The following is a 23,852-nucleotide window of genomic DNA, read 5'->3' as shown; positions in this document are numbered from 1 at the left end:
ATGACCCGTACCGAAAACCTCAACATCGAAGCCTTCGAGGCGATGCCCACTCCGGCGGAAATCCTGGCCAAGGCGCCCCTCTCCGCCGCCGCAGAAAAGACCGTGGTGGAAGGCCGCCGCGCCCTGGAAGCCATTCTGGACCGCCGTGATCCCCGCCTGTTCGTGGTGGTGGGCCCCTGCTCCATTCACGATCCGGTGGCCGGTCTGGACTACGCCCGTCGCCTGAAGAAGCTGGCCGACGAGGTGGCGGACCGCATCCTCGTGGTGATGCGTGTGTATTTCGAGAAGCCCCGCACCACCACGGGCTGGAAGGGTTACATCAACGACCCCCGCATTGATGATTCCTTCCGCGTCGCCGAAGGCATGGGCCTGGCCCGGGAATTCCTCCTGGCCGTCAATGAAATCGGCCTGCCGGCCGGCACCGAGGCCCTGGACCCGATATCCCCCCAATACCTGGGCGACCTGATTGCCTGGACCGCCATCGGCGCCCGCACGGCAGAATCCCAGACCCATCGGGAAATGTCCTCCGGCCTGTCCACCCCCGTGGGCTTCAAGAATGGCACCGACGGTTCCGTAGAAACGGCGGTGAACGCCATCGTCTCCGCCTCCCGTCCCCATGCCTTCCTCGGCATCAACGGCGAAGGCAAGACCTCGGTGATCCGTACCCGGGGCAACAAGTACGGTCACCTGGTGCTGCGCGGCGGCGGCGGTCGGCCCAACTACGACACGGCCAGCATCGCCCTCACCGAGGAAGCCCTGGCCAAGGCCAAGCTGGCGAAGAACATCGTGGTGGATTGCTCCCACGCCAACAGCCACAAGAAGCCCGAACTGCAACCCCTGGTCATGAGCGACGTGGTGCGCCAAGTGGGACAGGGCAACCAGTCCATCGTCGGCGTGATGATCGAGAGCAATATCGAAGCCGGCAACCAGCCCATTCCCGCCGACCTGAGCCAACTCAAGTACGGCTGCTCCATCACCGACGGCTGCGTGGCCTGGGACACCACCGAAACCATGCTGCGGGAAGCCTACGCCACCCTGGGCGCCACCATCGGCGGACGCAAGCCCGCATGAACCTGGTGTTGCAGGGGGCGGTTGCGCTGGATGCCGAGGCGGTACAGGCCTTGGCCCGACATGCCCGGGCCAAGGCTGTGGAGCCCATCGGCACCAGCGCCGTGCGCCTGCGCGGCGCCCAACCCTTCGACGACCTGGCGCAACGCTGCCTGGACGCACGCCTGGACTATGCCTTCATGCCGGAAGGGCTCAAGCTCGCCGACATGAAGGTGTTCATCACCGACATGGACTCGACCCTGATCGACATCGAGTGCATTGACGAAATCGCCGACATGAACGGCTTCAAGGCCGAGGTAGCCACCATCACCGAAGCGGCCATGCGCGGCGAACTGGACTTTGCGGAAAGCCTGCGGGCCCGGGTGAAACTTCTGGAAGGCCTCGATGAAGCGGCCCTGACCCGGGTTTACCAGGAACGCCTGCACCTCAATCCTGGTGCCGAAACCCTGCTACGGGGCCTCAAGGCCGCCGGCGTGACCACGGCCCTGGTATCGGGCGGATTCACCTTCTTCACCGAACGACTGAAGGACCGGCTGGGCTTCGACCATGCCTGGGCCAATGTGCTGGAGGTGCAACAGGGCAAGCTGACCGGCCGCGTGCTCGGCGAAATCGTGGATGCCCGGACCAAGGCGGCCCGCCTGGCCGAGTTGTGCGCCGCCCGAGGCGCCAGCCGGGACCAGGCCATCGCCATCGGCGACGGCGCCAACGACATCGAGATGCTGATGAATGCCCGTATCGGCATCGCCTACCGGGCCAAGCCCATCGTCCGCGAAGCTGCGGCTTGTGCCTTCAACCACACGGCCCTGGACGGCATCCTCAACCTGTTCGACTGACCCGGCGAGTCACCGTTGCCCGTGAAAAAGCCCGGCAATAAGCCGGGCTTTTTCACGGCAGGCAGGGCATGTCCCTGCTTGGGGCACCTCAATGGTGGTGATGGCCCTCGGGGCCGTGCACATGACCATGGGCCAACTCTTCCGCCGTGGCAGGCCGAACCTCGGCCACCGTGCAGATGAAATTGAGCGCCACGCCGGCCAAGGGGTGATTGCCGTCCACCACCACCTTGTCATCGGTGATGTCGGTGATAGTGTAGAGCTCGTCGTCGTCGCCATCCTCGGTGCCGCGCTCGAACTGCATGCCGACCTCGATGCTGTCAGGGAACAGGTTGCGGGACTCAATCAGGACCAGCTCGGCATCGTAGTCGCCGAAAGCGTCCTCGGGCTCGAGGCGCACTTCCAGCTTGTCACCGACATTCTTGCCTTGCAGGGTTTCTTCCAGCAGGGGGAAGATGCCGTCGTAACCGCCGTGGAGATAGACCAGGGGTTGGGCGCCCTCGTCCACCATGTTGCCCTGGGCATCCGTCACGTGGTAGCTCAGTGTGACGACGGTGTTTTTTGCGATTTGCATGTGTTCTTTCCGGAACCGTTGAGTTCCTTGACCAGTTGAAAAACCTGCGCCGCGTGCCCCTTGGGACTCACGTCGTAGAAAGCGTGGCGGATGACGCCGCCCTTGTCGATAATGAAAGTGGAGCGCACCACGCACAACTTGCGGTGCCCGTCCTTTTCCAACATCTTGCACACCCCGTACTTGCGGCAAACCTCGCCATCCTCGTCCGAAAGCAGGCGGATGGACAGGCCATGCTTGTCGCGAAAGTCGGCATGGCAGAGGAAATCGTCCCTGGATACGCCGATGACGGCGCAGCCGAGGCGGCGGAACTCCTCCTCGTGGTCGCTGAAGTCGATGGCCTCCAGGGTGCACAGGGGCGTGCCGTCCTTCGGATAGAAAAACAGCACCACATGCTGCCTTCCCTTCAGGGAATCGAAATCGAACCACTCCATGTCCGCATCAGGCAACCTGAAGGCGGGGGCGCTTTGACCAGGATGCAGCACCATACGATTCCCCTCTGTTGAATCGACGGATTCATTCTAACCGAGGCCTTGTGAGCGTGGACGAACGGGAGTCGCCCCTTGTTTCACGCCGATTACAGCCGAGAAAACCGTCTGAACGGCTTGGTTAAGACAAATCAACGTCCGCTATAATTCTGCGGTCTTTTCTCAGGGGTACCGCAATGGGTTTTCTCGCCGGAAAAAAAATTCTGATTACCGGTCTGCTCTCCAACCGTTCCATCGCCTACGGCATCGCCAAGGCCTGCCATCGTGAAGGCGCCCAACTCGCCTTCACCTACCAGAACGAGCGCTTCCAAGAACGGCTGGCCAAGTTTGCCGCCGAGTTCGACAGCACGCTGATCTTCCCCTGCGACGTGGCGGAAGACGGCCAGATCGAGCAGCTTTTCGCCGAACTGGGCAAGCAGTGGGACAGCCTGGACGGCCTGGTGCACTCCATTGCCTTCGCCCCGGCCGAGGCCATTGAAGGCGACTTCCTCGACGGCCTGAGCCGGGAATCCTTCCGCATCGCCCATGACGTGTCCTCCTACAGCTTCCCGGCCTTGGTCAAGGGTGCCCGTTCCCTGCTGCTGAAGGGCAGCAATCCTTCCGTGCTGGCCCTGTCCTATCTAGGCGCCGAGCGCACCATGCCCAACTACAACACCATGGGCTTGGCCAAGGCCAGCCTGGAAGCGGCCACCCGCTACCTGGCCTTCTGCCTGGGCCCCCAGGGCGTGCGCGCCAACGCGGTGTCCGCCGGCCCGATCAAGACCCTGGCCGCCTCCGGCATCGGCAACTTCGGCAAGTTGCTGGCCTACAACGCCCACCACGCCCCGCTGCGGCGCAATGTCACCATCGAGGAAGTGGGTAATGCCGCCGCCTTCCTGCTGTCCGATCTGGCCAGCGGCATCACCGGCGAAATCATGTACGTGGACGGCGGCCTCAACACCACCGCCCTCGGCAACGCCGATCCCATGCCCGCCTGAAGGCCGTCACCGTAAAAACAAAAGGGGGAGCCCACGGGCTCCCCCTTTTGTTTGCCGTTAACGGTCAGCGTTTGCGGAACTGGCCGGGACGGCTCGCAGCGCTGGCGGCTTTTTCATCCTTGTGGCGGAAGCTGATGCGCGCCTTGGTCAAATCGTAGGGGGACATCTCCAGCGTTACGCTGTCCCCTTCGATGATGCGGATGCGGTGTTTACGCATCTTGCCCGAAACGTATGCCGTCACCTCCATGCCGTTTTCCAGGGTGACGCGAAACCGGGTATCCGGCAGCACTTGGGCGATGGTGCCCTGCATTTCAATGACTTCTTCCTTAGCCATAAAACCTTTCCCGCCCCGCCTGCCCGATTGACGGCAGCGACGCGAAAACAAAAACTGCGGATGAGTAGACGAAAAAAGCCCGGCGAACCGGGCTTTTTACAAGACCTGAAGCAGGACGCTTATTCGGGACGAATATTGGCGGCTTGCTTGCCCTTGGGGCCGGTCACCACATCAAAAGAAACCTTTTGATTTTCGGCCAGGGTCTTGAAACCATTGCCTTGAATGGCGGAGAAGTGAGCGAACAGATCGTCGCCACCGTCATCGGGAGTAATAAAACCGAAACCCTTGGAGTCGTTGAACCACTTAACAGTACCAGTTGCCATGATTGACAGCTTCCTTTGCAAAAAATGAATTCGGGCGATGCGAAGCTCCACCCAGGAAAACGAGAATCAAGACTGAACAGCTGACAAACTGGAGTACCGCTTGAGGCACAGCGTAGGCGCTAATACACAACCTGAAAATCCCGTGCGCGCAGTATGGGGGCGTTAGGCGAATTAAGCAAACACTATTTGCATTCACGCCACCCGGTTGCGCATCATTGCGGCCAGGCCGCCAGAAAACGGCGCCAATGCTCGGCACCCGCATCGGCAAGAAGCGTCAGGGATTGGCGCACCAAGGCCAACTCGTCCTCGTATTCCGCGATGGTCAATTCAGTGCGCATTTTCTGGAAACCGAGATAAACGAGGTAGGTATTGACCACGTCGGTTTCGCAATAGTCGCGGATGTCGTCGATCTTGCCATCCAGCCAGCCCTGCCAGACAGCGGAACCGTCCATGCCCAGCTTGCCCGGGAAACCCATCAGCTTGGCCAGTTCGTCCAGGGGCACGCTGGCCCGGGGCTGGTAAAGGGCAAGCAGGTCCATCAGGTCCAGATGGCGCTGGTGGTAGCGGCTGATGTAATTGTTCCACTTGAAGTCGCTGCGGGTGCCCTCGCCCATGTCCCAATAACGGGGCGCCGTCGCGCCGTGGATCAGCCCCCGGTAATTCAGCACGGGCAGGTCAAAGCCGCCGCCGTTCCAGGACACCAGTTGCGGCGTGTATTTCTCGATGCCCTTGAAAAACATCTGGATGATGTCCGCCTCGCCCGACTGGGGCTCCGCCAGGGAGACCACCTTGAAGCCCTCGTCACTGCGCAGGACGAAGGAGATCACGGCCACCCGTTGCAGGTGATGGGGCAGGAAATCGCTACCGTTCTTGGCGCGCTGCTTCTGGAAGGCGTACTCGGCCACCTCGCTGTCCGACAGCTCGTCGGGCAACTCATGCAGGCGGCGCAGGCCGGCAATGTCGGGAATGGTTTCGATGTCGAAGACAAGGACGGGCGTCATGTTTTACTCAGTGATGAATTGCTCTCCCCCACGACAGGGAGATTGAGAGGAGGCAGTAACTGCATGCGCTGGCACAGCATCGATAGGACGAGAGGCAGCGCCGCTGCTATGCAGGAAACACTCCCGTCGAAAGATAGCGGTCGCCCCGGTCGCAGACGATGGTGACGATGACGGCGTTTTCCACCTGGGCCGCGATCCGCAGCGCCACGTGCAGGGCACCGCCGGAGGAGATCCCGGCAAAGATGCCTTCCTCCGCCGCCATGCGCCGTGTCATGACTTCCGCCTCGCCCTGGCTGACGTATTCGATCTGATCCACCCGGGCCTTGTCGTAGATCTTGGGCAGATAGGCCTCGGGCCACTTGCGAATACCGGGAATCTGGGAACCGTCCTCAGGCTGGCAGCCGATGATGCGGATAGCGGGATTCTGTTGTTTGAGATAGGCGGAACAGCCCATGATGGTGCCGGTGGTGCCCATGCTGGAAACGAAGTGGGTGATGCTCCCGGCCGTGTCGCGCCAGATTTCCGGCCCGGTGCCTTCGATGTGGGCCATCGGATTGTCGGGATTGCCGAACTGGTCGAGCATGGTGCCCTGCCCCTCCTTCACCATGCGCTCGGCCAAGTCACGGGCGGCCTCCATGCCCCCGGCCTTGGGGGTGAGGATCAATTCGGCACCGTAGGCTTTCATGGTCTGGCAGCGCTCGATGCTCTGGTTCTCCGGCATGATCAAGACCATGCGGTAGCCCTTGATGGCCGCCGCCATGGCCAGGGCGATGCCGGTATTGCCGGAAGTGGCCTCCACCAGGGTATCGCCGGGCTTGATGTCGCCCCGGGCCTCGGCACGGGCGATCATGGACAGGGCGGGCCGGTCCTTGACGGAGCCGGCCGGATTGTTCCCCTCCAGCTTGGCCAGGATGACGTTGTTGCGACGGTCGTTCTCGACACCGGGAATCCGCTGCAAGCGCACCAGCGGCGTATTGCCGACAAAGGCCTCCAGGGTCGGGAAAACGGGCCGCGCCATGGTCTTATTGCCCCAGCAGCGTTTGCACGTACTTGCCGACGCCCTGCTCCACACTGTTGAAGGCTTCCGTGTAGCCGGCGGCCCGCAGCTTGCCCAGGTCGGCCTGGGTGAAGCTCTGGTATTTGCCCTTGAGTGCCTCGGGGAAGGCGACGTATTCGATGATGCCCTGACTCACCAGTTCCGCCAGGCTCAAGGCCGGCTTGCCCTCGGCTGCCCGGCAGGCATTGACGGTGGACACCGCCACGTCGTTGAAGGGCTGGGCGCGACCGGTACCCAGGTTGTAGATGCCGGACACCCCGCTATCGAGGAAGTGCAGATTCACCTTGACCACATCCTCCACATAGACGAAGTCGCGGCTCTGTTCGCCGTTACCGTAGCCGTCGTAGCCCTCGAACAACTTGACCTTGCCCTCGGCCCGGTATTGGTTGAAGTGGTGGAAGGCCACGGACGCCATGCGGCCCTTGTGCTGTTCGCGGGGACCGTAGACGTTGAAATAGCGGAAGCCGGTAATGGGCGCGGTGGCCTCGGGCAGGCGACGGCGCACGATCTGGTCGAAGAGGAACTTGGAATAGCCGTAGACGTTGAGGGGCCCCTCGTGGGAACGCTCTTCCTTGAACACCTTGCCACCACCGTACACCGAGGCAGAGGAAGCGTAGAGAAAGGGCACGTCCTGCTCCTGGCACCAGTCCAGCAACACCAGGGAATACCGGTAATTGTTCTCCATCATGTAGTGGCCGTCGGTTTCCATAGTGTCGGAGCAGGCGCCTTCGTGCAGCACGGCCTCAACCGCACCGTCGAAGATGCCGTGCTCGGTCATGTGGAGGAATTCCTCCTTGTCCAGGTAATCGGAGATTTCGCAATCCACCAGATTCTTGAACTTGTCGGCCCGCTTCAGGTTGTCCACGGCGATGATGTTGGTCACGCCGCGGTCGTTGAGCGCCCGGACAATGTTGGAACCGATGAAGCCGGCGGCGCCGGTGACGATGGTGTAAAGGGACATGGTCAATCCAATTGTTTCAGTTCATCCAGTGTAGCAACTGCCGTACCCAACTTGGCCACCACGATGCCGGCCGCCCGGTTGGCGAGGGCCATGGCCTCCGCCAGACTCGCGCCGCTGGCCAGCATGACCGCCATGGTGGCAATCACCGTGTCGCCGGCGCCGGAAACGTCGTAAACCTCACGGGCCTGGGCGGATTGATGGGTTTGTCGCCCTGCTTCAAACAGGGTCATGCCTTCCTCGGAACGGGTCAACAACAAAGCCTCGAGCCCCAATTCCTGGCGCAGCGCCTCGGCCTTGGCGGTCAGATCGGCTTCATCCTTCCAGCGCCCCACCACCTCGCGCAGTTCGGAGCGATTCGGGGTGATGACGGAAACACCGGCGTAGCGGCTGTAGTCGTCGCCCTTGGGATCCACCAGCACCGGCTTTCCCGCCGCCTTGGCCAAGCGGATCATCTCGGTGATGTGGGTCAGACCGCCCTTGCCATAATCCGACAGGATGACGGCATCGCAATTCGCCAGGCGCTGGGCGTACTCGGCCAGCTTGGCCTTGAGCACCTCATGGTCCGGCGCGTTCTCGAAATCGATGCGGATCAACTGCTGCTGACGGGCCACCACCCGCAACTTGACGGTGGTGTTGAGCTGGGCATCCTCATGCAAGCTGGCGTCAATACCCGCCGCAGCCAGCAGCTTAGACAGGCTTTGACCGGCTTCGTCGGCCCCCACCACGGACAACAGGCTGGTCTGCGCGCCCAAGGCGACGCAATTGCGCGCCACGTTTGCGGCACCGCCGGGACGGTCCTCGGTACGCTCGATCTTGGCCACGGCCACCGGCGCCTCGGGGGAAATACGGCCCACGTCGCCGAACCAGTAGCGGTCCAGCATGACGTCGCCAACAACCAGGACCCGGGCCTTGGAGGTGTCGGGAATACGCATGGGTCGCTTACTTTCGGCCGATGGGGAAATACTCCAGACCCGCCTTGCGGGGATGCTGGGGATCGTAGAGGTTACGGCCATCGAAAACCACCGGGTGCTTGAGCTTGACCTTGATGGCGTCGAAATCTGCCGCGCGGAATTCCTTCCACTCGGTGACGATGACCAGGGCGTCGGTGCCGGTCAAGGCATCCATGGGATTCTCGGCGTAGGCGATGCGGGATTCGTCGGCGAAAATGCGCTGGGCCTCGTGGCTGGCGACGGGGTCATAGGCGCGCACCTTGGCGCCACGGGCCAGCAGGTCAGCGATCAGGACGCGGCTCGGGGCTTCGCGCATGTCGTCGGTGTTGGGCTTGAAGGCCAGGCCCCAGAGGGCGAAGGTCATGCCGGACAGGTCCTCGCCGAAGCGCTTGACGATCTTGCCGGTGAGCACGGTCTTTTGCACCTCGTTGGCGGCTTCCACCGCGCGGAGGATTTGCAGTTCCTGGCCAGCCTCCCGGGCCGTGCGCTCCAGGGCCTGGACGTCCTTGGGGAAGCAGGAGCCGCCGTAACCGCAGCCGGGATACAGGAAGTGGTAGCCGATGCGGGGATCGGAACCGATGCCCTGGCGCACGTTCTCGATGTCGGCACCCAGCTTTTCCGCCAGGTTGGCCAACTCGTTCATGAAGCTGATACGGGTGGCCAGCATGGCGTTGGCGGCGTACTTGGTCAGTTCCGCGGAACGCACGTCCATCATGATCAGCCGTTCGTGATTACGCTGGAAGGGGGCATACAGCTCGCGCATCAATTCGATGGCGCGGGCATCCTCGGCGCCCACCACGATGCGGTCGGGCTTCATAAAATCCTCCACCGCCGCGCCTTCCTTGAGGAACTCGGGATTGGACACTACGCTGTAGTCGATGGCGGCGCCGCGCTGCTTGAGTTCGTCGGCAATGGCGGCCCGCACCTTGTCGGCAGTGCCCACGGGCACGGTGCTCTTATCCACCACCACCTTGTAGTCGCTCATGTGCTTGCCGATGTTGCGCGCAGCGGCCACCACGTACTGCAAATCGGCGGAACCGTCTTCATCGGGCGGCGTGCCGACGGCGATGAACTGAATGGTGCCGTGGGCCACGGCCTCCTCGACGTCCGTGGTGAAGCGCAGGCGACCGGCGGCAACGTTCTTCTTCACCATGGCCTCCAGGCCAGGTTCGTAGATGGGAATGCCGCCCTCCTTGAGAATGCGGATCTTGTTGGCATCCACATCCAGGCAAAGCACGTCGTTACCCACGTCGGCGAGACAGGTACCGCTGACCAAACCGACATAACCGGTTCCGATGACAGTGATTTTCATAGTGGCTATCGCAAGTAAAAATAAAATTCGTCAAATAAGGGAAAGCCCAGCGGCATTCCCCGCTTAAGGCGTCAAATCGAATTCCTCGGTACGCCGGGGCGGATAGGTTTCCCAACCGCCGCAGCCCGGACAGCGCCAGTAGAACTGGCGGGCCTTGAAGCCGCAGCTATTGCAGCAATAACGGGCGACCCGCCGGGTGTGACCGTGGATCAGGTTCTTGATCAACTCCAGATCGGCCCGTCGCTCCGGCGGTGCCAGCAATATCTGGGATTCCAGCAATTTATTGAGGCCCAGCAGGGTGGGGTTGCGGCGTAATTCGTCCCGCACCAGCACATAGGCCGCCTCAACGCCGCCCTGTTCTTGCTCGGCCTGTACCACCACGTCCAGCAAATCGAGGGAGGAATGGCGTTGCAAATAGCCCCGCAGCAATTGCAGCCCTTGCTCCGGCTGCCCCAGCTTGCGATGGGCCTCCATCATTTTTTCCGCCACCAGAGCCAGATATACCGGGCTTTGGGTTTCCACCCGCTTCCAGGCCTCGATGGCGGCGTTCACATTGCCTTGTTGCCAGGCCACGTCCCCTTGCAGGATGTTGGCCCGAACGCACTTGCGATTGGCCTCTAGGGCCAGGTCCAATTGGCGCATCGCTTCATCGGCGTGGCCATGGAGCAGTTCGGAGGAGGCCAGCTCGCAATGGAATTCGGCGATTTCCTTTTGCCACAAATGCTCGGCATGGCCGGGCAGGCTTTGGGCGATGGCAATGGCCTTGGCCCACTCTTTTTCCTGTTGGTAGATCTCCAGCAGGAACTTCAAGGCCTCTTCATCCCGAGCCGTATGCCGCAGCTTGATGAAAATATCCTCGGCCCGGTCCAACAGGCCAGCCTTCAGATAGTCCTGGCCCAGTTCGGACAAGGCGTGCAGCCGCTGCTCGTCGGACAGGCCATCCCGATCCACCAGGTTTTGATGAACCCGGATGGCACGATCCATCTCCCCCCGGCGCCGGAACAGGCTGCCCAGGGCGAAATGCAATTCCAGGGTTTCCGTATCCAACCGCGCGGCTTCGAGGAAGGCCTCGATGGCCTTGTCCGGTTGTTCGTTGAGCAGGAAGTTCAAGCCGCGGAAATAGGATCGCGGCAGGGCGCGGGATTCCCGCACCAGATGCTTGATATCAATCCGCGCGGCGACCCAGCCCATGACGAAAAAAGCCGGGAGCGCCAGCAACCACCAGAGATCGATTTCCACCGTGAATATTTTTTCTTTTCGAGTTGATCAGGGCTTACCCGTCGACGCGGTGCCGCCACTTTTACCGCGCAGGGCGGCGATTTCCCGCCGCTGGGCAACCAAGGTGGCGGACAAGGCCGTCAAGCCAACCACGACACCGACAATGAAAGCCACCAGCAACGCCAAGGATAACGGAGCCGCCAGGGTTTGATTGAAGAAAAAGCGCAGGTCTACCGTGCCGCTGTTCTTGACGGACAGGCCGAACAACGCGATGAACACCATGATTCGCAACAGCCAGAGCAGCAGCTTCATAAGGTTTTCGTCAAATTGAAAACGGGCGGCATCCCCAAGGAACACCGCCCGCCGGATCCAGCACCCGTCAACACGGGCACCCCATCGGATACAGACTAGGCCGCAGGCAAGTCCACACGTTCCCGCAACTCCTTGCCGGCTTTGAAATGGGGCACGTACTTGGCGGGCACCTGCACCTTTTCACCCGATTTGGGGTTGCGCCCCGTACGGGGGGGGCGGTAGTTCAAAGCGAAACTACCGAACCCGCGAATCTCGATGCGATCGCCCTTCGACAAAGCGTCGGACATCGCATCAAGAATCACCTTCACCGCATAGTCCGCATCCTTGGCTACCAGCTGGGGAAACCGCACCGCCAGCCTGGCAATCAGCTCAGATTTGGTCATGGGATAGCGCTTTCGGCTCAGTTCTGGTTGAGCTTGGCCTTCAGCAGGGCACCCAGGTTGGTGGTACCGGCGGTTCCGTTGCTTTCAGCGGCCAGCTTCTGCATCGCCGCGTTCTGCTCGGCCTGATCCTTCGCCTTGATGGACAGGCTGATGGAGCGGGTCTTGCGGTCCACATTGATGATCACGGACTCGACGCTGTCGCCTTCCTTGAACAGGGTGGTCAGGTCTTCCACGCGATCACGGGAAGCCTCGGAAGCACGCAGATAACCTTCGACGTCGCCGCCCAGGTCGATCACGGCGCCCTTGGCGTCAACACTCTTGACGGTACCGGTGACCAGGCTGTTCTTGTCGTGGGTAGCGATGAAGCTGGTGAAGGGGTCGCCATCCAGTTGCTTGATGCCCAGGGAGATGCGTTCCTTCTCCACGTCGATGGCCAGCACCACGGCTTCCACTTCGTCGCCCTTCTTGTACTTCTGCTTGGCTTCCTCGCCGGCCTCGTTCCAGGACAGGTCGGACAGGTGAACCAGGCCGTCGATACCGCCGGGCAGACCAATGAAAATGCCGAAGTCGGTGATGGACTTGATGGCGCCCTTCACCTTGTCGCCCTTCTTGTGGTTGATGGCGAAATCGTCCCAAGGATTGGATTGGCACTGCTTCATGCCCAGGGAGATACGACGACGGTCTTCGTCGATTTCTAGGATCATGACTTCCACTTCGTCGCCCAGTTGGACAACCTTGGTGGGATGGATGTTCTTGTTGGTCCAGTCCATTTCGGAGACGTGCACCAGGCCTTCGATACCTTGCTCGATTTCGACGAAGGCGCCGTAGTCGGTCAGGTTGGTCACCTTGCCGAACAGACGGGTATTGGCGGGGTAGCGACGAGCGATGCCCACCCAGGGATCTTCGCCCAGTTGCTTCATGCCCAGGGACACGCGGTTCTTCTCTTGGTCGAACTTCAGCACCTTGGCGGTCACTTCATCACCCACGTTCAGCACTTCGCTGGGGTGACGGACACGGCGCCAGGCCAGGTCGGTGATGTGCAGCAGGCCATCGATGCCGCCCAGGTCCACGAACGCGCCGTAGTCGGTGATGTTCTTGACGATACCCTTGACGATGGTGCCTTCTTGCAGGGTTTCCAGCAGCTTTTGACGCTCTTCGCCCATGGAGGCCTCGAGCACGGCACGGCGGGACAGCACCACGTTGTTGCGCTTGCGGTCCAGCTTGATGACCTTGAATTCGAATTCCTTGCCTTCGTAAGGAGTGGTGTCCTTGACAGGGCGAGTATCCACCAGGGAGCCGGGCAGGAAGGCTCGGATGCCGTTGGCCATGACGGTCAGACCGCCCTTGACCTTGCCGGTGACCATGCCCTTGACCAGGATGCCTTCGTTGAGGGCCTTGTCCAGGTCATTCCAGGCGGCGATGCGCTTGGCCTTGTCTCGGGACAGGCGGGTTTCACCGTAGCCGTCTTCCAGCATCTCGATGGCGACCTGAACGAAATCACCGGGGGCGACTTCCAGTTCACCGCGATCGTTGCGGAATTCTTCTACGGGAATAAAACTTTCGGACTTCAGGCCGGCGTTGACGACCACATAGTTTTGGTCGACTCGGACCACTTCCGCCGTGATGACTTCACCGGCGCGCATTTCCTGGCGGGTGAGGGACTCTTCAAAAAGGGCGGCAAAGCTTTCGGCGATAACTGCGGACATAGATTTGAACTTTCACAAACACCGTCGGGCGACGGCGGGTTAGTTGCACACCATCAGGGCAGCGGGCGCCACCCTGACACCTAAACACACGAAATACGGCTCATGCCAGGCGATCCCGGGCCCAACCCAGTACCGCAGCGACCGCCTCATCTATGGAAAGGGCTGTCGTTTCAAGCAGTTCCGCATCCGCGCATTTTTGCAGGGGAGCCACACTGCGTGCGGCATCGCGGGCGTCACGCTCGCGCAAGTCCTGCAAAAGGGCGGCCATGTTAGCAGTTTGTCCCTTTGCGATCAACTGTTTATAGCGCCTTTCCGCCCGTGCCTCGGCGCTGGCGGTCAGAAAGACCTTGCACTCGGCCTCGGGGAAGATCACCGAACCGATGTCGCGGCCGTCGCCCACCAGGCCGGGCCAGCGCCGGTAGGCCCGCTGCCGGTCCAACAATGCGGCCCGGACGGCGGGCAAGGCCGCCACCTTGGACGCACCAACCCCCATTTCTTCGGTACGAATGGCCTCGCTTACATCGTCGCCGGACAGGGTGATTTTTTCGCCCTCGAACTCGGCCGGCAAGGCGGCGGCAATAGCCGCCACGGCGGGCTCGTCGGCCCAATCGACGCCGGCACGGTGGGCAGCCAGGGCAGTCAGGCGGTAGAGGGCGCCGCTGTCCAGCATGTGGAAACCCAGGGCCTGGGCCACCCGGGCGGCCACGGTGCCCTTGCCCGAGGCGGAGGGACCGTCGATGGCGATGACGGGTGCCGTCACCTGGGCGTAGGCGGCGAAATAGTCGGGGAAGGTTTTGGCCACGCAATTGGGATCGAGAATGCGCACCGGCACGCCGCCCAGGGTCGCCAGGGACAGGCACATGGCCATGCGGTGGTCGTCGTAGGTCTTGATCGCGGCATTGCTCAGCCACTGTGCCGGCGGGCTGACCTTGATGTAATCGGCGCCCTCCTCCACTTCCGCGCCCACCTTGCGCAGTTCGGCCGCCATGGCGGCGATGCGGTCGGTTTCCTTGACGCGCCAGCTGGCGATGTTACGCAGGGTGCTTGGCCCCTCGGCAAACAGGGCCGCCACTGCCAAGGTCATGGCGGCATCGGGAATATGGTTGAGGTCCAGGTCGAAGGATTTCAGCTTGCCGTCGGCCGGCGCGCGGGTTTCGATCCAATTGGGGCCCATGGTGATCTGGGCGCCCATCCGGGCCAGGGCATCGGCAAAGGCGACGTCGCCCTGGATGCTGTCCCGCCCCACGCCCTCCACCCGCACCGGCCCGCCACCAATGGCGCCGGCGGCGAGGAAATAGGAGGCCGAGGAAGCATCCCCTTCCACGTGGATGACACCGGGACTCACATAGCGCTGGCCGCCGGGAATGGTGAAACGCTCCCAGCCCTGCCGCTCCACGCGCACGCCGAAGCGAGCCATGAGTTTGAGGGTGATCTCGATGTAGGGCTTGGAAATCAGTTCCGTGGTCATGTCGATGACCGCCGTTTCCCCCGTGAGGGGCAACGCCATCAGCAACGCCGTGAGGAACTGGGACGAAACGTCGCCGCGCACCTTAATCGGCGCCGCTAGTTTGACGCTGGCCGGCTTCACCGACAGGGGCGGATAGCCTTCGTTGGCCAGGTAATCCACCTGGCAGCCGATCTGCCGCAACCCATCCACCAGGTCGCCGATGGGCCGCTCATGCATGCGGGGGACGCCGGACAGGCGGTAGTCGCCCCCGGACAGGGACAACGCAGCGGTCAAGGGCCGGAAGGCGGTGCCGGCATTGCCCAGGAACAACTCGGCCTGCTTGACCGGGAACGGACCGCCCACCCCCGTCACCTGCCAGTAGTTGAGCCCCTTGGACACCAGGCCAACGCCCAGCTTTTTCAGGGCATCCAGCATGACCCGGGTATCGTCGGAATCCAGCAGATCGTGGATGTCGGTCACGCCATCAGCCAGCGCGGCCAGCAACAGGGTGCGATTGGAAATGCTCTTGGAACCGGGCAGGCGAATGGTGCCGGCCGCCCGATGTAGAGGGGGGAGATCAAGGAATTCCATGGGTACTTTTACTCTTCCACAGAGGGCGTCTGACCCGCCAACCAGGCTTCCCGGGCGGTGCGGGCGGTGTCGAACAGGGCTTCCAGGCCGGGGCCGTCGCTGCCGGCCAGCAAAACGCGCAAACGCAGCAACTGGGCCATGTAGGCATCCAGTTCCTGCAACAGGGCCGGACGGTTGGCAAGACAGATGTCCCGCCACATTTCCGGGTGGCTACTGGCGATGCGGGTGAAATCCCGGAAGCCGCCAGCAGCGAAATCGAACAATTGCGCAGCGTTGTCGCGGCTGGCAATGTCATGGACCAGGGCGTAGGCCAGTAGATGGGGGAGATGACTGACCGCGGCGAAGACCCGGTCGTGGGCCTCGGCGGTCAAGGTCGACACCTGGGCACCGCAGGTCTCCCAGGCGTCCCTCACAGTCGCCACGGCTTGCGGCGCATTTTCCGGCAAAGGCGTCAGCACCACGCGGCGTCCCTGATAAAGGTCTGCCAAGGCGGCGCCGGGCCCGCTCTTTTCCGCCCCAGCGATGGGGTGGCCGGGCACGAACTGGCCGATCTTGTCGCCGAAAGCCGCCCGGGCAGTCGCTACCACGTCACCTTTGGTGCTGCCACCATCCGTGACGATGGTGCTTGGCGCCAGATGGGGCACTAGGGCCGCCATCACCGGTGGCATCTGCCCCACGGGCATGCCGAGCAAGACCAAGTCGGCCCCTTGCAAAGCAGGTGCCCAGTCGCTACCAATCTCGTCGATCAAGTCCAATTGCCGGGCAGCTTCCAGGGTGCTGCGATTGCGCCCCATGCCGACCACATGTTCCACATAACCGGCCTGTTTCAGGGCCAGCGCAAAGGAGCCGCCGATCAGGCCGACGCCGCAGACGACGAGCTTGCCGAGTTTGGCCATTAGCGATGGAGCGCCTTGTCCAGGGCGACGAGGAAGCGCTCGTTTTCCGCCAGCAAGCCGGTACTGATCCGCAGAAAACCGGGCACGCCGACCGGGCGCACGATCACGCCCTGCTGGAGCAGCTTGAGATTGACCGCCTGGGGATCGGGCACCTTCACCGCGACGAAATTGCCGTGGGAGGGGATGTGCTCCAGGCCCAGACGCTTGAAGCCCGCCACCAGCTGTTCCAGGCCTTCCTTGTTCAGCACATAGCTTTCCGCCAGGAATTCATGGTCGTCCAGGGCGGCCTTGGCGGCCTCCAGGGCGAGGTTGTTCACGTTGAAGGGCATGCGGATGCGGTTGAGCAGGTCGGCCACTTCCGCCGAGGCCACGCCGAAACCCACCCGCAGACCGGCCAGGCCATAGACCTTGGAGAAGGTGCGCGTCACCAGCAGATTGGGGAATTGCTTGATCCAGGCCACGCTTTCCTGCCGATCGGCCGGGGCCAGGTATTCGTTGTAGGCCTCGTCCAGCACCACCAGCACGTCGGCGGGCACCTTCTGCATGAAGGCATGCACCGCCTCATAGGTGAGGAATGTCCCCGTCGGATTATTGGGGTTGGCAATCCACACCAGGCGGGTATCGGGCCGAATGGCCGCCAGCATGGCGTCCAAGTCGTGGCCGTAGCCCTTGGCGGGAACGATGATGTTTTCACCGCCGGCCGTCAGGGTGGCAATGGGATAGATGGGGAAGGCGTATTGGGCGGACACGGCGGAACGGCCGGCCATCAGGAAGGCCCGGGCCGCCAAGTCCAGCAGGTCGTTGGAACCGCTGCCCAGAACGATCTGATCCCGGCCCACGCCGAGGCGCTCGGCCAGCTTACTCACCAACTCGAACTGGTCAGGGTAGAGGGCGATGCCGCCCACCGCTGCTTCAACGGCTGCCCTGGCCTTGGGACTCATGCCCCGGGGGTTTTCATTGGAGGCCAGCTTGATGATGCTGTTCGGATCCAGGCCGAATTCCCGCGCCAGTTCGGTGATGGGCTTGCCCGGTACATAGGCGTTGATGGCCCGGACATGAGCCGGTGCCTGGTCAAAAATACTCATGGAAATCTCGCTTGCCTGAAATCAGTAAACCGCCACGGGGTAGGAACCCAGTTCCTTGACGTAACCCGCCACTTCCCGCAGTTCGAACAGGGCCTTGGATACGGCGGAGTCCTCGCGGTGGCCTTCGATGTCGATGTAGAACACGTACTCCCAGCGACTGCCGCCCAGGCCCTTGGCCGGACGGGACTCGAAGTGGCTCATGGACACGCCATTGCGGGCCAGGGGCGCCAGCATCTCGTGCACCGCACCGGGCTTGTTGAGGGTGGAGCAAACCAGGGAGGTCTTGTCCTTGCCGGAAGGGGCCGCGTCGTGCTCGGAAATGATGACGAAACGGGTGGTGTTCTGGGGATCGTCCTCGATGTTGGCGGCGAGGATGTCCAACTTGTACAACTCGGCCGCCGCATCGCCAGCGATGGCGCAGGCACCCTCCTCCGCAGCGGCCAGGCGCGCGGCTTCCGCGTTGCTGGCGACGGATACCCGAGGCACGCCGGGCAGGTTGCGGTTGAGCCATTCGTGGCACTGGCCCAGGGACTGGGCGTGGGAATAGACCCGCTTCACGTCCTTCAGACCGGCAACGTTGCCCATCAGGTTGTGATGGATGGGCAGATTCACCTCGCCGCAGATTTGCAGGCGGGAAGACAGCAGCAGGTCCAGGGAGCGGCCCACGGCGCCCTCGGTGGAATTCTCCACGGGCACCACGCCGTAATGGGCGTTGCCGGACTCCACGGCGCGGAACACGTCGTCGATGGCGGCGCAGGGCTGGAGGGTCGGTGCGCTGCCGAAGTGCTTGCGGGAAGCGCTTTCCGAATAGGTCCCGGCAGGGCCGAGGAAGGCCACGGTCAGGGGTTGCTCCAGGGCCAGGCAGGCGGACATGATTTCCCGCACGATGCGCTGGGCGGAGGCCAGGGGCAAAGGGCCGGGATTGCGTTCTTCCACCCGGCGCAGCACTTGGGCTTCCCGTTCCGGGCGATAGATGTTGCCGTGCTTGATCTGCCCCACGCGCTGAGCCAGCTTGGCCCGTTCGTTGATCAGCTTGAGCAGTTCGGTGTCGATGGCGTCGATGCCGGCCCGCAACTGGGCCAGTTCCGCCGCCTGTTCAGGAGTTTCGGACATAGAAAGTCAGCCCCGGCTACGTTCGAATTCGACCATGTAGTCCACCAGGGCCTGAACACCGGCCAAGGGCATGGCGTTATAGATGGAAGCCCGCATGCCGCCCACGGACTTGTGACCCTTGATCTGCACCAGACCGGCTTCCTTGGCACCCGCCAGGAAAGCGTCGTTGAGAGCCTCGTCCTTGAGGAAGAAAGGCACGTTCATGCGGGAACGGCAGGCCTTGTCCACCCGATTTTCGTACAGGTTGGACTCGTCGATGCAGCGGTAGAGCAGCTCCGACTTGGCAATGTTGAGTTTTTCCACGGCGGCGATACCGCCCTGGGCCTTGAGCCACTGGAACACCAGGCCCGAGATGTAGATCGGGTAGGTAGGCGGCGTGTTGTACATGGAATCGTTGTCCGCCACCGTCTTGTAGTCGAAGGCGCTGGGGCAGATATCCAGAGCGTGGCCAATCAGGTCGTCACGCACGATGACCAGGGTAACGCCGGCGGGACCGATATTCTTCTGGGCCCCGGCGAAGATCAACCCATACTTGGACACGTCAATGGGGCGGGACAGGATGCTGGAGGACAAATCCGCCACCACCGGCACATCGCCCCGCCCGATCTGGGCCAGGTCCGGCTCGAAGGGGTACTCCACCCCCACCACCGTTTCATTGGGGCAGGTGAAGACGTAAGCCGGGTTATCCGACAACTGCCAGTCGGCCATGGCCGGCACAGTGGTGAAACCACCCGCGCTTTCGCTGTTGGCGACGATGCGGGTCTTGCCGTATTTGCGGGCTTCCTTTTCCGACTTCTTGGACCAGGAGCCGGTAATCACGTAGTCAGCGCCATCGCCGCGACCGATCAGGTTGAGGGGAATGATGGCGTTCTCACCAATGGCACCGCCCTGCATGAACAGCACCTTGTAGTTGTCCGGCACCGCCAGCAGTTCCCGCACGTCGGCCAGGGCCTGGGCATGGATGGACATGTATTCCTTGCCGCGATGGCTCATTTCCATCACGCCCATGCCGCAACCCTGCCAATCCAGCATGTCCACGGCGGCCCGGCGCAGCACGGATTCCGGTAAGGCACCGGGGCCGGCGCTGAAATTCCAAACGCGGGTCATTCGTCGGCGTCCTCGCTGCCTTCGCCACCTTCGTCACCCCCCTCAAGGTCAAGACCCTCGCCTTCTTCGCCTTCAGTTTCGATGACTTTTTCCAGGCCGGCCAGATAGGTGCCTTCATCCAGGTTGATCAGGGTCACACCCTGGGTGGCGCGGCTCATTTCACGGATGTCGGTGATGCGGGTACGGATCAGCACACCACCGGTGGAGATCAGCATGATTTCCTCGTTGCTCTCGCCCTGGGCGGTCAGCACGGCGGCCACTACCTTGCCGTTGCGCTCGGAGGTCTGGATGGCGATCATGCCCTTGGTGCCACGACCGTGACGGGTGTACTCGGCGATGGGGGTGCGTTTGCCGTAGCCGTTTTCGGTGGCGGTCAGCACTGACCAGTTCTCACTGTCGGCCACCAGCATGGAAATCAGGGACTGACCGTCTTCCAGCATCATGCCGCGCACGCCACGGGATTCGCGGCCCATGGGGCGCACGTCGTTCTCGTCGAAACGCACGGCCTTGCCGGCGTCGGAGAACAGCATCACGTCGCACTTGCCGTCGGTGATGGCCACGCCGATCAGATGGTCGCCGTCATCCAGGTGGGCGGCGATGATGCCGGCCTTGCGGGGATTGGCGAAGGCCTTGAGCGGGGTCTTCTTCACGGTGCCCATGGCGGTGGCCATGAAGATGAAGTGCTCGTCGTCGAATTCCTTCACCGGCAACACGGTGGTGATCTTCTCGCCTTCCACCAGGGGGAAGAGGTTGACGATGGGCTTGCCGCGGGCGGTACGGTTGCCCTCGGGCACCTCATACACCTTGAGCCAGTAGGCACGACCCCGGTTGGAGAAGCACAGGATGTAGTCGTGAGTGTTGGCGATGAACAGGCGATCGACGAAATCGTCTTCCTTCATGGCGGCGGCTTGCTTGCCACGACCGCCACGCTTCTGGGCACGGTAGTCAGTCAGGGGCTGGCGCTTGAAGTAACCGCCGTGGGACAGGGTCACCACCATGTCTTCCCGGGCGATCAGATCCTCGATGTTGATGTCGGAGGTATTCAGGACGATCTCGGAACGGCGGGGGTCGCCGAATTGCATCTTGATGGCGGACAGTTCGTCGGCAATGATGGCCGTCACCCGTTCGGGACGGGCCAGGATGTCCAGCAAATCAGCGATCTGGGCCATGACTTCCTTGTACTCGGCCACGATCTTGTCCTGCTCCAGGCCGGTCAGGCGTTGCAGACGCAGCTCCAGGATGGCTTGGGCCTGGGCATCGGAGAGGCGATAGCCCTGGGCGGAGAGACCGAATTCGGGCGCCAGCCCTTCGGGGCGGGAAGCCTCGGCGGCAGCCCGGGCCAGCATTTCTTCCACCAGGGTGGAGCGCCACTCGCGGGACATCAGCCCCTTCTTGGCGTCGCCGGGGGTCGGCGCAGCCTTGATCAGGGCGATCACCTCGTCCACATTGGACAGGGCGACGGCCAGGCCTTCCAGGATATGGCCCCGGTCCCGCGCCTTGCGCAGTTCGAACACGGTGCGGCGGGTCACCACCTCACGCCGATGGCTGAGGAAGCAGTCCAGCATCTGCTTGAGGTTGAGCAACTGGGGACGACCGTCCACCAGGGCCACCATATTCATACCGAAGGTGTCCTGCAACTGGGTCTGCTTGAACAAGTGGTTGAGCACCACGTCCGGTACTTCGTTGCGCTTGAGTTCGATCACCACGCGCATGCCGGACTTGTCGGACTCGTCCTGCAAGTGGGCGATGCCCTCGATCTTCTTGTCGTTGACCAGTTCGGCAATCTTTTCCAGCAGGGTGCGCTTGTTTACCTGGTAGGGAATCTCGTCCACCACGATGGCCTGCTTGCCGTTGGGCAGGTCTTCAATATGGGTACGGGCACGCATCACGACGCGGCCACGGCCGGTCCGATAACCCTCATGGACGCCGGACAGGCCGTAGATCAGGCCGGCCGTGGGAAAGTCGGGGGCCTGGACGACCTTGATCAACTCGTCGATCTCGGTGCCGGGGTTTTGCAGCAGCAACAGGCAGGCGTCGATCACCTCGTTCAGGTTGTGGGGCGGGATGTTGGTCGCCATGCCAACAGCAATGCCCGAGGAACCGTTGATCAGCAGATTGGGTACCCGCGCCGGCAGGATCAGGGGCTCCTGCTCGGAGCCGTCGTAGTTGGGGCCGAAGTCGACGGTTTCCTTTTCGATGTCCGCCAGCATGTCATGGCCGATGCGGGCCATGCGCACTTCCGTGTAACGCATGGCGGCGGCACTGTCGCCATCCACCGAGCCGAAGTTGCCCTGACCGTCCACCAACATGTAACGCAGGGAAAAGTCCTGGGCCATGCGGACGATGGTGTCGTACACCGCCGTGTCGCCGTGGGGGTGGTATTTACCGATCACGTCACCGACGATACGGGCCGACTTCTTGTAGGCCTTGTTCCAGTCGTTACCCAACTCGTGCATCGCGTAGAGCACCCGGCGATGCACCGGCTTGAGGCCGTCCCGCGCATCCGGCAAGGCCCGCCCGACGATCACGCTCATGGCGTAGTCCAGGTAGGAGTGACGCATCTCCTCTTCGAGGCTGATGGGGAGGGTTTCCTTGGCGAATTGAACGGTCATGGTCTGGGCTTTACGGGGTGTTCCCGAGGAACAAATGAAGGGCCGGATTCTACCATGCGGAACGCGGCCTCCACCCCGTGAATCCATCGGCAAGAAGGTTAAAATGCCGACTTATCCGATTGATTAATCAAAATTTTGCAGGCATGACTTCCTACGACTCCAGCACCTCCCCGCCGCAAACCGTCGATACCCTGATCGAAGCCCGCTGGATCATTCCCGTGGAACCGACCGCGACTGTTCTGGAAAATCATGCCCTAGTTATCCAGGAGGGACGCATCCTCGACCTGTTGCCGGCGATGGACGCCAGCCGACGCTACCTCCCGCGACAGAAAACCGTGTTGCCCGAGCACATCCTGCTCCCCGGGCTGGTCAATCTGCACGCCCATGCCGCCATGAACCTGATGCGCGGCTACGCCGACGACCTTCCCCTGATGCAATGGCTACAGGACCGGATCTGGCCCGCGGAGGCCCGCCACGTCTCCCCCCAATTCGTCCACGACGGCACCCTGCTGGCGGCGGCGGAAATGCTGCGGGGCGGCATCACCTGTTGCAGCGACATGTATTTCTTCCCCGAGGCGGCGGCGGAGGCTTTTCTCGAAGCCGGCCTGCGGGCTGTCATCGGCATCACCACCCTGGAATTCCCCACGGCCTACGGCAGCGACGCCGACGACTACCTGGCCAAAGGCCTGGCCGCCCGGGACCGTTTCCGCCAGGAACCCCTATTGGGTTTCACCCTCGCTCCCCACGCCCCCTATACCGTCAGCGACCGCACCTTTGAACGGATCGCCACCTTGGCTGCGCAACTCGAACTGCCGATCCACATCCATGTGCATGAGACCCGGCAGGAAATCGAGGACAGCCTCAAAGCCCACGGCATCCGTCCCCTGGCCCGCCTGGCCCGCCTCGGCCTGCTCAGCCCGGACCTGATCGCCGTCCATGCCGTCCATCTGGACGCCGAGGAAATCGCCCTGCTGGCGCGCCACGGCAGCCACATCGCCCATTGCCCCACCTCCAACATGAAACTGGCCAGCGGCATCGCCCCGATTGCGGCAGCCGTGGCGGCCGGCGTTTCGGTGGGCCTGGGCAGCGACGGTGCCGCCAGCAACAACCGCCTTGACCTGTTCCAGGAAATGCGCCACGCGGCCTTGCTAGGCAAGGTCAGCAGCGGCGACGCCGCGGCCCTGAACGCCCATCAAGTGCTGCGCATGGCGACCCTGGCGGGCGCCGAAGCGCTGGGCCTGGCAGACACCATCGGTTCGCTGATGCCGGGAAAGTCCGCCGACCTCTGCGCCGTCAAGGTGGACGAATGGCTGCACCAACCCTGTTTCGATGCGGCTTCCCACCTGGTTTACGTGCTCGGCAGGGACCAGGTCAGCCACGTCTGGATCGATGGGAATTTGCGTGTAAATAACACACAGATCGTGGACATCAGCCCTTCGCGTTTGCCCGCCCTTTGCCGTTTATGGCAAAATACCTTTAGCTCGTAGTTGAGTTTTGCGCTGTATCTCCT

At 62.5% G+C, this 23,852-nt stretch carries 23 protein-coding genes; 4 read left to right on the top strand and 19 right to left on the bottom strand.

All coding sequences use genetic code 11. The features are described 5' to 3' along the window. Together ACYQ2U_RS04875 and serB are read left to right on the top strand one after the other, a co-directional pair. A complete protein-coding gene (locus ACYQ2U_RS04875) occupies nucleotides 1-1,071 on the top strand; it encodes a 3-deoxy-7-phosphoheptulonate synthase (RefSeq protein WP_459949198.1) in 1,071 nt (356 codons plus the stop codon). Next, on the top strand, nucleotides 1,068-1,901 hold the full coding sequence (serB, locus tag ACYQ2U_RS04870) for a phosphoserine phosphatase SerB (RefSeq protein ID WP_459949197.1): 834 nt from the start codon (nucleotides 1,068-1,070) through the stop codon (nucleotides 1,899-1,901). The genes ACYQ2U_RS04875 and serB overlap by 4 nt, the downstream gene beginning before the upstream one ends. Before the next feature lie 88 nt (nucleotides 1,902-1,989). Here the strand turns inward: serB and ACYQ2U_RS04865 are convergent, their stop codons facing one another. Together ACYQ2U_RS04865 and ACYQ2U_RS04860 are read right to left on the bottom strand one after the other, a co-directional pair. Continuing rightward, entirely contained in the window at nucleotides 1,990-2,472 is a 483-nt protein-coding gene (locus tag ACYQ2U_RS04865) for an FKBP-type peptidyl-prolyl cis-trans isomerase (protein ID WP_459949196.1), read from the bottom strand. After that, nucleotides 2,439-2,903: a peroxiredoxin gene (locus ACYQ2U_RS04860; RefSeq protein ID WP_459949195.1), complete on the bottom strand. Its 465-nt coding sequence runs from the start codon at nucleotides 2,901-2,903 to the stop codon at nucleotides 2,439-2,441. The genes ACYQ2U_RS04865 and ACYQ2U_RS04860 overlap by 34 nt, the downstream gene beginning before the upstream one ends. 230 nt (nucleotides 2,904-3,133) lie before the next feature. Here ACYQ2U_RS04860 and fabI point away from each other — a divergent pair, with 230 nt between their 5' ends. After that, nucleotides 3,134-3,934 (top strand): enoyl-ACP reductase FabI, encoded by an 801-nt coding sequence (gene fabI / locus ACYQ2U_RS04855; RefSeq protein WP_459949194.1) that lies wholly within the window; start codon nucleotides 3,134-3,136, stop codon nucleotides 3,932-3,934. A 64-nt stretch (nucleotides 3,935-3,998) separates the two neighbouring features. Here the strand turns inward: fabI and infA are convergent, their stop codons facing one another. The 17 genes from infA to gyrA form a co-directional block, all read right to left on the bottom strand. Beyond that, nucleotides 3,999-4,268 (bottom strand): translation initiation factor IF-1, encoded by a 270-nt coding sequence (gene infA, locus ACYQ2U_RS04850; RefSeq protein WP_459949193.1) that lies wholly within the window; start codon nucleotides 4,266-4,268, stop codon nucleotides 3,999-4,001. A 119-nt stretch (nucleotides 4,269-4,387) separates the two neighbouring features. Next, nucleotides 4,388-4,591: a cold-shock protein gene (locus ACYQ2U_RS04845; protein ID WP_459949192.1), complete on the bottom strand. Its 204-nt coding sequence runs from the start codon at nucleotides 4,589-4,591 to the stop codon at nucleotides 4,388-4,390. Nucleotides 4,592-4,803: 212 nt separating this feature from the next. Then, nucleotides 4,804-5,592 (bottom strand): 3'-5' exonuclease, encoded by a 789-nt coding sequence (locus tag ACYQ2U_RS04840; RefSeq protein ID WP_459949191.1) that lies wholly within the window; start codon nucleotides 5,590-5,592, stop codon nucleotides 4,804-4,806. Between the two features lie 106 nt (nucleotides 5,593-5,698). Next, nucleotides 5,699-6,610: a cysteine synthase CysM gene (gene cysM / locus ACYQ2U_RS04835; RefSeq protein ID WP_459949190.1), complete on the bottom strand. Its 912-nt coding sequence runs from the start codon at nucleotides 6,608-6,610 to the stop codon at nucleotides 5,699-5,701. A 4-nt stretch (nucleotides 6,611-6,614) separates the two neighbouring features. Further along, nucleotides 6,615-7,610, bottom strand: coding sequence for an ADP-glyceromanno-heptose 6-epimerase (gene rfaD, locus ACYQ2U_RS04830; RefSeq protein ID WP_459949189.1), 996 nt, complete (start codon nucleotides 7,608-7,610; stop codon nucleotides 6,615-6,617). 2 nt (nucleotides 7,611-7,612) lie between these two features. Further along, nucleotides 7,613-8,542, bottom strand: coding sequence for a D-glycero-beta-D-manno-heptose-7-phosphate kinase (gene rfaE1, locus ACYQ2U_RS04825; protein ID WP_459949188.1), 930 nt, complete (start codon nucleotides 8,540-8,542; stop codon nucleotides 7,613-7,615). Nucleotides 8,543-8,549: 7 nt separating this feature from the next. Next, on the bottom strand, nucleotides 8,550-9,872 hold the full coding sequence (locus tag ACYQ2U_RS04820; protein ID WP_459949187.1) for a UDP-glucose dehydrogenase family protein: 1,323 nt from the start codon (nucleotides 9,870-9,872) through the stop codon (nucleotides 8,550-8,552). Nucleotides 9,873-9,935: 63 nt separating this feature from the next. Then, entirely contained in the window at nucleotides 9,936-11,111 is a 1,176-nt protein-coding gene (gene lapB, locus ACYQ2U_RS04815; protein ID WP_459949186.1) for a lipopolysaccharide assembly protein LapB, read from the bottom strand. Nucleotides 11,112-11,138: 27 nt separating this feature from the next. Further along, nucleotides 11,139-11,402 carry a lipopolysaccharide assembly protein LapA domain-containing protein gene (locus tag ACYQ2U_RS04810; protein ID WP_459949185.1) on the bottom strand — a complete coding sequence of 88 codons (264 nt, stop codon included), beginning with the start codon at nucleotides 11,400-11,402 and terminating at the stop codon, nucleotides 11,139-11,141. A gap of 95 nt (nucleotides 11,403-11,497) precedes the next feature. Beyond that, the gene (locus ACYQ2U_RS04805; protein WP_459949184.1) at nucleotides 11,498-11,785 is read right to left on the bottom strand and encodes an integration host factor subunit beta; all 288 of its coding nucleotides are present in this window, start codon (nucleotides 11,783-11,785) and stop codon (nucleotides 11,498-11,500) included. Nucleotides 11,786-11,802: 17 nt separating this feature from the next. Then, on the bottom strand, nucleotides 11,803-13,491 hold the full coding sequence (gene rpsA, locus ACYQ2U_RS04800) for a 30S ribosomal protein S1 (protein WP_459949183.1): 1,689 nt from the start codon (nucleotides 13,489-13,491) through the stop codon (nucleotides 11,803-11,805). A 100-nt stretch (nucleotides 13,492-13,591) separates the two neighbouring features. After that, a complete protein-coding gene (locus ACYQ2U_RS04795) occupies nucleotides 13,592-15,529 on the bottom strand; it encodes a bifunctional 3-phosphoshikimate 1-carboxyvinyltransferase/cytidylate kinase (protein WP_459949182.1) in 1,938 nt (645 codons plus the stop codon). A gap of 8 nt (nucleotides 15,530-15,537) precedes the next feature. Then, nucleotides 15,538-16,425 (bottom strand): prephenate dehydrogenase, encoded by an 888-nt coding sequence (locus ACYQ2U_RS04790; RefSeq protein WP_459949181.1) that lies wholly within the window; start codon nucleotides 16,423-16,425, stop codon nucleotides 15,538-15,540. Next, a complete protein-coding gene (gene hisC, locus ACYQ2U_RS04785) occupies nucleotides 16,425-17,510 on the bottom strand; it encodes a histidinol-phosphate transaminase (RefSeq protein ID WP_459949180.1) in 1,086 nt (361 codons plus the stop codon). Before hisC ends, ACYQ2U_RS04790 begins: the two co-directional genes overlap by 1 nt. 21 nt (nucleotides 17,511-17,531) lie before the next feature. Then, nucleotides 17,532-18,623, bottom strand: a complete 1,092-nt coding sequence (gene pheA, locus ACYQ2U_RS04780) for a prephenate dehydratase (protein WP_459949179.1) — start codon at nucleotides 18,621-18,623, stop codon at nucleotides 17,532-17,534. Between the two features lie 6 nt (nucleotides 18,624-18,629). Continuing rightward, nucleotides 18,630-19,730 (bottom strand): 3-phosphoserine/phosphohydroxythreonine transaminase, encoded by a 1,101-nt coding sequence (gene serC, locus ACYQ2U_RS04775; RefSeq protein WP_459949178.1) that lies wholly within the window; start codon nucleotides 19,728-19,730, stop codon nucleotides 18,630-18,632. Then, the gene (gene gyrA / locus ACYQ2U_RS04770) at nucleotides 19,727-22,342 is read right to left on the bottom strand and encodes a DNA gyrase subunit A (RefSeq protein ID WP_459949177.1); all 2,616 of its coding nucleotides are present in this window, start codon (nucleotides 22,340-22,342) and stop codon (nucleotides 19,727-19,729) included. The genes serC and gyrA overlap by 4 nt, the downstream gene beginning before the upstream one ends. Before the next feature lie 143 nt (nucleotides 22,343-22,485). Here gyrA and ACYQ2U_RS04765 point away from each other — a divergent pair, with 143 nt between their 5' ends. After that, nucleotides 22,486-23,829, top strand: coding sequence for a TRZ/ATZ family hydrolase (locus ACYQ2U_RS04765; protein ID WP_459949176.1), 1,344 nt, complete (start codon nucleotides 22,486-22,488; stop codon nucleotides 23,827-23,829). The last annotated feature ends 23 nt before the right edge of the window (nucleotides 23,830-23,852 follow it).

It is taken from the genome of Denitratisoma sp. agr-D3 (genome assembly GCF_054658675.1).
Note: the sequence above shows the minus strand (reverse complement) of the source record. Positions and strands in the feature narration are given on the sequence as shown.

Excerpts from the sequence above, each read along its gene's own strand:
- ACYQ2U_RS04875 (WP_459949198.1), top strand. The coding sequence starts at position 1 with ATGACCCGTACCGAAAACCTCAACATCGAAGCCTTCGAGGCGATGCCC.
- serB (WP_459949197.1), top strand. The coding sequence starts at position 1,068 with ATGAACCTGGTGTTGCAGGGGGCGGTTGCGCTGGATGCCGAGGCGGTA.
- ACYQ2U_RS04865 (WP_459949196.1), bottom strand. The coding sequence starts at position 2,472 with ATGCAAATCGCAAAAAACACCGTCGTCACACTGAGCTACCACGTGACG.
- ACYQ2U_RS04860 (WP_459949195.1), bottom strand. The coding sequence starts at position 2,903 with ATGGAGTGGTTCGATTTCGATTCCCTGAAGGGAAGGCAGCATGTGGTG.
- fabI (WP_459949194.1), top strand. The coding sequence starts at position 3,134 with ATGGGTTTTCTCGCCGGAAAAAAAATTCTGATTACCGGTCTGCTCTCC.
- infA (WP_459949193.1), bottom strand. The coding sequence starts at position 4,268 with ATGGCTAAGGAAGAAGTCATTGAAATGCAGGGCACCATCGCCCAAGTG.
- ACYQ2U_RS04845 (WP_459949192.1), bottom strand. The coding sequence starts at position 4,591 with ATGGCAACTGGTACTGTTAAGTGGTTCAACGACTCCAAGGGTTTCGGT.
- ACYQ2U_RS04840 (WP_459949191.1), bottom strand. The coding sequence starts at position 5,592 with ATGACGCCCGTCCTTGTCTTCGACATCGAAACCATTCCCGACATTGCC.
- cysM (WP_459949190.1), bottom strand. The coding sequence starts at position 6,610 with ATGGCGCGGCCCGTTTTCCCGACCCTGGAGGCCTTTGTCGGCAATACG.
- rfaD (WP_459949189.1), bottom strand. The coding sequence starts at position 7,610 with ATGTCCCTTTACACCATCGTCACCGGCGCCGCCGGCTTCATCGGTTCC.
- rfaE1 (WP_459949188.1), bottom strand. The coding sequence starts at position 8,542 with ATGCGTATTCCCGACACCTCCAAGGCCCGGGTCCTGGTTGTTGGCGAC.
- ACYQ2U_RS04820 (WP_459949187.1), bottom strand. The coding sequence starts at position 9,872 with ATGAAAATCACTGTCATCGGAACCGGTTATGTCGGTTTGGTCAGCGGT.
- ACYQ2U_RS04810 (WP_459949185.1), bottom strand. The coding sequence starts at position 11,402 with ATGAAGCTGCTGCTCTGGCTGTTGCGAATCATGGTGTTCATCGCGTTG.
- ACYQ2U_RS04805 (WP_459949184.1), bottom strand. The coding sequence starts at position 11,785 with ATGACCAAATCTGAGCTGATTGCCAGGCTGGCGGTGCGGTTTCCCCAG.
- rpsA (WP_459949183.1), bottom strand. The coding sequence starts at position 13,491 with ATGTCCGCAGTTATCGCCGAAAGCTTTGCCGCCCTTTTTGAAGAGTCC.
- ACYQ2U_RS04795 (WP_459949182.1), bottom strand. The coding sequence starts at position 15,529 with ATGGAATTCCTTGATCTCCCCCCTCTACATCGGGCGGCCGGCACCATT.
- ACYQ2U_RS04790 (WP_459949181.1), bottom strand. The coding sequence starts at position 16,425 with ATGGCCAAACTCGGCAAGCTCGTCGTCTGCGGCGTCGGCCTGATCGGC.
- hisC (WP_459949180.1), bottom strand. The coding sequence starts at position 17,510 with ATGAGTATTTTTGACCAGGCACCGGCTCATGTCCGGGCCATCAACGCC.
- pheA (WP_459949179.1), bottom strand. The coding sequence starts at position 18,623 with ATGTCCGAAACTCCTGAACAGGCGGCGGAACTGGCCCAGTTGCGGGCC.
- serC (WP_459949178.1), bottom strand. The coding sequence starts at position 19,730 with ATGACCCGCGTTTGGAATTTCAGCGCCGGCCCCGGTGCCTTACCGGAA.
- gyrA (WP_459949177.1), bottom strand. The coding sequence starts at position 22,342 with ATGACCGTTCAATTCGCCAAGGAAACCCTCCCCATCAGCCTCGAAGAG.
- ACYQ2U_RS04765 (WP_459949176.1), top strand. The coding sequence starts at position 22,486 with ATGACTTCCTACGACTCCAGCACCTCCCCGCCGCAAACCGTCGATACC.